Below are 6000 nucleotides of genomic sequence, written 5' to 3' on the forward strand. Positions count from 1 at the left end.
GTATTCCCTCATAAAAATACATCATCTGGTGTTAAGCTAAGAATTAAATACAAATCCAGAAAAATAAGGCGGATATGCGTTCTTTCATTTTATTGTGTACCAGCACATTGTTTGCATTGACGACAGCGCATGCTGAATTAATTATTAATGGGCAAAAAGTCGTTACAGCTTCAACTGAATTTCAATCTCCAGCCCAAACTCAAAATTTTCAAGCATGTTTGAGCCAATTACGTGGGCAAGCCCTTGCGAGTGGCGTATCTGGTAATACTTATGACCGCTATACTCAAAATTTAAGTCCAGATTATTCAGTTTTAGAAAAACTCAATTACCAGCCAGAGTTTTCAACGCCAATTTGGGATTATTTATCTGGATTGGTTGACGATGAGCGTGTACAGGTTGGACTGCAAAAGCTTCAGCAACATAAAGATGTATTAAACCGAGTGGCGAGCGCTTACGGTGTTCCTGCTGAAACTGTGGTTGCTGTGTGGGGCGTAGAAAGCAATTTTGGACAAATAGCGGGTTCTTATCCTTTATTACAGGCTTTAGGCACTTTAAGTTGTGAGGGGCGTCGTCAGGGATTTTTCCGTGGCGAGTTCTTTACTACACTGCGTTTATTACAACGTGGTGATGTTCGTGAAGACCAATTAAAGGGTTCATGGGCGGGTGCTTTTGGTCATACGCAATTTATGCCATCCACTTATGATGAGCTTGCTGTTGATTTTGATGGCGATGGTCGACGTGATTTGGTCTCCAGTGTGCCTGATGCATTAGCATCTACAGCGAATTTTTTGAGTAAGCGCGGTTGGCAAACAGGGCAACCTTGGGGCTTTGAAGTTAAAGTGCCAGCAGGAACTTATTTAGGGGGCGAAGGCCGACGCAATAAAAAATCATTGGCATCGTGGGTCAATCGTGGTGTATTACGCGCAGACGGTTCACCGCTCATTCAAGGCAACCTAACTGAAAGCTCACAAGCCGGTTTAATGATGCCAGCAGGTGAAAATGGCCCGCTGTTTTTAGTCTTTAAAAACTTCGATGCTATTTATAGTTATAACGCAGCTGAAAGTTATGCCTTAGCAATTGCACATTTGTCAGATCGTTTACAGGGTAAAGGTTCGTTTAGTACTGCATGGCCAACAGATGATGCAGGGACTTCACGAGCAGAGCGCCGTGAAATACAGCAATATTTGCTCAATAAAGGCTATGACATTGGCAATGTGGATGGCTTAATTGGTGATAAAACCCGTCAGGCGATTCGCCAAGAACAAATGAAGTTGGGTTTAAGTCCGACGGGTCGTGCTGGGCAAGTGGTTTTAAAAGCATTTCGAACTGAAAACGCAAAATTCATTTTAAAATGAGTTTTTCGCATTAACTTAAAAAGCCTGCATCAGCAGGCTTTTTTATGCCATATTTTGGCTTTTATACCGCGGTAATTGTACCCAGTACGCGATAGCCTTTTGCACCCGTCACAGCGGGAAGGTTGCCAGATTGTTGCTGAACAAAGCGCATCGCCAACCATGCAAAGGCAGTTGCTTCTACCCATGTTGGGCTTAAACCAAGATCGGCTGTGCTTTGTACTGTCCATTGGTGTTTGCGTAAACGCCAGCGTAATTGCTCAAGTAAATGTGAGTTATACGCGCCACCTCCACATACATAGACTTCACCTGTAGGCATGTCTGAGCGGTAAATCGCTTTTTTAATTGCACGGGTGGTGAGCTTCATTAAGGTTGCTTGAATATTTTCAGGTGTATCTTCTAATTCATCATATTCAAGATCGCTACGCCAATCAGCAACTTGTTCGTCTAACCACTCTAAGTTGAAGTCTTCACGGCCTGTGCTTTTTGGTGGTTCTTTGGCAAAGAAGTCGTGTGCTTGAAGTCGATCGAGTAGGCTACGAATAGGCGTACCATAGGCCGCCCAATTGCCATTTTCATCATAAGCTTGACCCGTATAACGATGGCACCAAGCGTCCATTAAAATATTTGCAGGACCAGTATCAAAGCCATACACGCCATCTGGATTACCTGCGGGTAGAAGGCTGACGTTCGCAATGCCGCCTAAATTTAAAATCACACGATGAATGCTATTGTGTTGGAAAACATCTTGGTGAAAGGCAGGGACTAATGGCGCGCCTTGGCCACCGGCAGCCATATCACGGCGACGAAAATCAGAAATAACAGGGAGTTGCGTAATTTCACTGATGATATTGGGGTCGCCAATTTGTAGGGTAAAACCATGTTCAGGGCGGTGACGAATGGTTTGTCCGTGTGAGCCAATGGCTTTAATTTGGGTTTTATCTAAATTATTTTCTGCAATTAAGCGATTAATGCCTTCACCAATCATGGTGGCCAAAGCGACATCTGCTTTCCCCATGCGATCAATTTCGTTGTCACTTGGTAAGGTGAGCGCCATCAGTTCATCACGTAAATCGGGATCAAACTCAAGGGTGAGTGTGGCATGTAGTTGCAAGGGATCAAAAGAAGCAGCGGCAATATCGACGCCATCCATGCTGGTGCCCGTCATTACTCCAATATAGATCGCGGTCATGATTATTCTTAAGCCTGCAAAGTGCTGAAAAAGTGTTAGTATATCGCACAAATTGAATAACTGATGTATTTGGGTTTTGAGATGTCAAATTTCCTGCCGGCTGAAGAACAACTTGCCCTCATCCAACGAGGCACTCACGAAATTATTTCTGAAGAAGACCTTCTGAAGAAGTTAAAGCAAAATCGTCCTTTAAAAATTAAAGCGGGTTTTGACCCTACAGCGCCTGATTTGCATTTAGGTCATACAGTTTTAATTAATAAATTAAAAGTATTCCAAGATTTAGGTCATGAAGTTTACTTTTTGATTGGCGACTATACTGCGATGATTGGTGACCCAACAGGTAAAAGCGCAACGCGCCCACCTTTGTCACGTGAAAAAGTTTTGGAAAATGCAAAAACTTATCAAGAACAAGTATTTAAAATTCTTGATCCAGCAAAAACCAAAGTGGTTTTCAACTCTGAATGGTTTGGTCAAAAAACTGCTGCTGATTTAATTCAATTGGCTTCACAGCAAACTGTGGCGCGTATGTTGGAGCGTGATGACTTTACTAAGCGCTATAACAATCATCAGCCGATCGCTATTCACGAATTTTTGTATCCATTGGTACAAGGTTATGACTCGGTTGCATTGCAAGCTGACGTTGAACTGGGTGGTACGGATCAGACCTTTAACTTGTTAATGGGCCGTACATTGCAAGGTCGTTATGACCAAGAAGCACAAGTCTGCATTACAGTGCCTATTCTTGAAGGTTTAGACGGCGTAAATAAAATGTCTAAATCATTAGGCAACTATATTGCGGTATTTGATGCACCGGGTGCGATGTACCAAAAAGTACTTTCAATGCCAGACGCTTTGATTGAACGTTACTTTGATCTGTTAAGTTTCAAATCTATTGAAGAAATTCAGCAACTTTTAAAAGAAGTGGCGGAAGGCCGTAACCCACAAGAAGTGAAAAAGATTCTTGCATTGGAATTGGTGGAACGTTTCCATGGTAGTGAAGCGGCTGCCAGTGCACATAAAGGTGCGGGTAACTTAATCACTGAAGGTGAATTACCAGAGGGTACGCCAGAAGTGACCGTATCACGTGCAGAATTTGGTGGCGAAATGTTTATTGCATCAATTTTGCGTGCGGCAGGTCTAGTAAAAAATGCAGCTCAAGCCAAAGATGCAGTTGCACGTGGTGCTGTAAAAGTCGATTGGAAAGAAGTAGACGCCTCTTTTTCTGTGAAAGAGAACGTGACTTTAATCGTGCAATCGAGCAAAAAGGCCATTGCTAAAGTGATATTTGTAGACTGATAGCGCGCTTAAGTTGATATAAGTGATTGAATTAAAAAGCAGGCTTCGGCTTGCTTTTTTTATTGAATATTTATATTAGTAAATTAGATAAGTAAATTCAAAAAAACCTTATAAAAACAACAATTAAATTTTTCCGAATAACTTGCATTTTATATACCTTATGTATAGTATTTATTCATCTAGAAATTTTTAGCATATCTAGAGGGTACAGATAATAATTACTCCACAATTTATTAGTCTCTTCCCCAAGGGACTTTTTTTAAATACTGCAGAATAACTATAATAACTACATGATGGATCGAATAAAGATTCAACTCCGAGGGAGGGATTTTGGGAGAGATCTCTTCCTTTTTATTTTCTTAAATTTCTGCAAACTCATAATTTTAGCGCTTAAAAATGAAAATCCCCAGACTTGCTGAGGACCGTAGTGCTATTTTTGTTATTCATTAAACTGAAGAAAGCCGAACTTGGGTAGCATTTGTTTAACTAGACTGCCGACGGCCAGTGCGCTAATGATTGTGCCTTCGCGAACTCCAATAATTTCACCCAGTACAGACCATGCGCTGATGACTGCAATCAACACCAATACAATATCACCATAGGTTTTACAGCGACCAAACTCAAAGCCAAAGCGTTGTGAGATGGCAGCATATAAGCCTTCACCTGCTAAAAACACCAAATTTGCTTTCACGACAAGGCATACTCCGATGGCTGTGATGAGGCAACTGAATAAGCAGGCGCTTATTTGTAGCGCATAAACACGCATAGACCAGCCTTGCGTCGCCCACATTAGTACATCAATGAACGTGCCAAAAATCATGCCTACAGGTAATTGCAACCATTGATGCCATTGAAACCGTTTACCGAGTAGTACCATTTGTATCAGAATCATCAGAATATGCATGAGCACGGTCAATGTGCCAATACTCATATTCAAGATGAAGCTGTAGCTATAAGGAACGGACGAAATAGGCGATGTGCCAAGATTGGAATGAATAGACATCGTGACACCAAATGCCATCAGCGCAAGGCCACTCAGTAGTAGGATCAAGCGGGGGATGAAATGCACAGGCATAAGTTTGGGTTCAAAAAAATAAAAAGCAGTCTATGTAAAAAAATAAATCGGCTCTATGCGCCTTAAGGATAAAATATGGCGGTTTTTATCGAACCATTGTTATATATGATGATTGCACATGCGATCTGCACGCTAGAAGATCGTGCAATCAAAGCTTCTGAGGCAGAAGCTTTGGCTTTATAGATAAATAAATCAATAAAAAAGCGGGGGAGACATGGCGTATTACAATACAGACAATAATGATGAACAGATTGATGCAGTGATGCGTTGTTTATTTCAATATCAGCCAGAAGCAGTGAAACAGGCACAATATAAGCAAATACAAGAAATCTTCTTAAATATGGATGTTGGCGCGCATTATCAGCTGTTTGCTTTTATTCATGAGCGTTTACCCATGCGGGCAAAAATGATGTTTTGTGCTGAGGATTATCAAGGCAAGCATCAGACGGTATTGGAAGTGATGGCGCATGTATGTAAGCGACCGGTCGCTGAGCGATGTTTGATGACTACATAGAGTCAGTCAGAAGGCATAAAGAAGAAAGGGTGATTCACGCGTTTTGGCTACATGGGCGTTAAAATGCTTTTGTTTTTTTAATGTCTATTGCTATCAAGTTAGCTGAATAAGATGCAAATCAAGCCTAAAAAATATCTATACGTGAATAGATGCATTAAGGATGTGATGTATAGATTGAGTGGCAAATTAAATTTGTGGGAAGAATAAATATGAGCTTTAAAAATAGGACTTGAAAGCACAATGTCTTCAAAATATTTAAACAAAGCGTTTTTAGTCTAGTGAAAACTTGAAATGGATTGAATATTTGATGTTATGAAGCACGTGGGAAGATATAAAACTAGTTCTGATAGTTGGATGTGATGTCTTTTTGATCACTTATACATTTTATGGCTAAATTAGCTCGAATATGATTTTGCGTGAAATGGATAATTTGAAAAATAAAATCCTAATAAAAGGTTTTTTTTAAATAAAAATGGTTAAAAAATAGATAAAAAAGCGCTTTTTTTATCATTTCTGTAGAAAAAAAGTACATACGTGAAATATATCGTTAATTAGTACTTGCAATGATTTC

At 40.4% G+C, this 6000-nt stretch carries 5 protein-coding genes; 3 read left to right on the forward strand and 2 right to left on the reverse strand.

What is annotated here, in order from left to right:
• Positions 1 to 74 precede the first annotated feature (74 nt).
• Positions 75 to 1355, forward strand: a complete 1281-nt coding sequence (locus EXE29_RS13820) for a lytic murein transglycosylase (RefSeq protein ID WP_106986165.1) — start codon at positions 75 to 77, stop codon at positions 1353 to 1355.
• A 61-nt stretch (positions 1356 to 1416) separates the two neighbouring features.
• Here the strand turns inward: EXE29_RS13820 and EXE29_RS13825 are convergent, their stop codons facing one another.
• A complete protein-coding gene (locus EXE29_RS13825) occupies positions 1417 to 2544 on the reverse strand; it encodes an anhydro-N-acetylmuramic acid kinase (protein WP_106986164.1) in 1128 nt (375 codons plus the stop codon).
• A gap of 63 nt (positions 2545 to 2607) precedes the next feature.
• Here EXE29_RS13825 and tyrS point away from each other — a divergent pair, with 63 nt between their 5' ends.
• Entirely contained in the window at positions 2608 to 3840 is a 1233-nt protein-coding gene (gene tyrS / locus EXE29_RS13830) for a tyrosine--tRNA ligase (RefSeq protein ID WP_162368848.1), read from the forward strand.
• Between the two features lie 439 nt (positions 3841 to 4279).
• On the opposite strand, the gene EXE29_RS13835 is transcribed toward tyrS, so the two are convergent.
• Positions 4280 to 4915, reverse strand: coding sequence for a YczE/YyaS/YitT family protein (locus tag EXE29_RS13835; protein ID WP_120364852.1), 636 nt, complete (start codon positions 4913 to 4915; stop codon positions 4280 to 4282).
• A 214-nt stretch (positions 4916 to 5129) separates the two neighbouring features.
• On the opposite strand from EXE29_RS13835, the gene EXE29_RS13840 reads away from it, so the two are divergent.
• Positions 5130 to 5429 carry a hypothetical protein gene (locus tag EXE29_RS13840; RefSeq protein WP_120364853.1) on the forward strand — a complete coding sequence of 100 codons (300 nt, stop codon included), beginning with the start codon at positions 5130 to 5132 and terminating at the stop codon, positions 5427 to 5429.
• Positions 5430 to 6000: the final 571 nt, after the last annotated feature.

This window comes from Acinetobacter sp. WCHAc060006 (assembly GCF_004209135.1).
In the GTDB taxonomy this organism is placed as follows: domain Bacteria; phylum Pseudomonadota; class Gammaproteobacteria; order Pseudomonadales; family Moraxellaceae; genus Acinetobacter; species Acinetobacter cumulans.

Excerpts from the sequence above, each read along its gene's own strand:
- EXE29_RS13825 (WP_106986164.1), bottom strand. The coding sequence starts at position 2,544 with ATGACCGCGATCTATATTGGAGTAATGACGGGCACCAGCATGGATGGC.
- EXE29_RS13820 (WP_106986165.1), top strand. The coding sequence starts at position 75 with ATGCGTTCTTTCATTTTATTGTGTACCAGCACATTGTTTGCATTGACG.
- tyrS (WP_162368848.1), top strand. The coding sequence starts at position 2,608 with ATGTATTTGGGTTTTGAGATGTCAAATTTCCTGCCGGCTGAAGAACAA.
- EXE29_RS13840 (WP_120364853.1), top strand. The coding sequence starts at position 5,130 with ATGGCGTATTACAATACAGACAATAATGATGAACAGATTGATGCAGTG.
- EXE29_RS13835 (WP_120364852.1), bottom strand. The coding sequence starts at position 4,915 with ATGCCTGTGCATTTCATCCCCCGCTTGATCCTACTACTGAGTGGCCTT.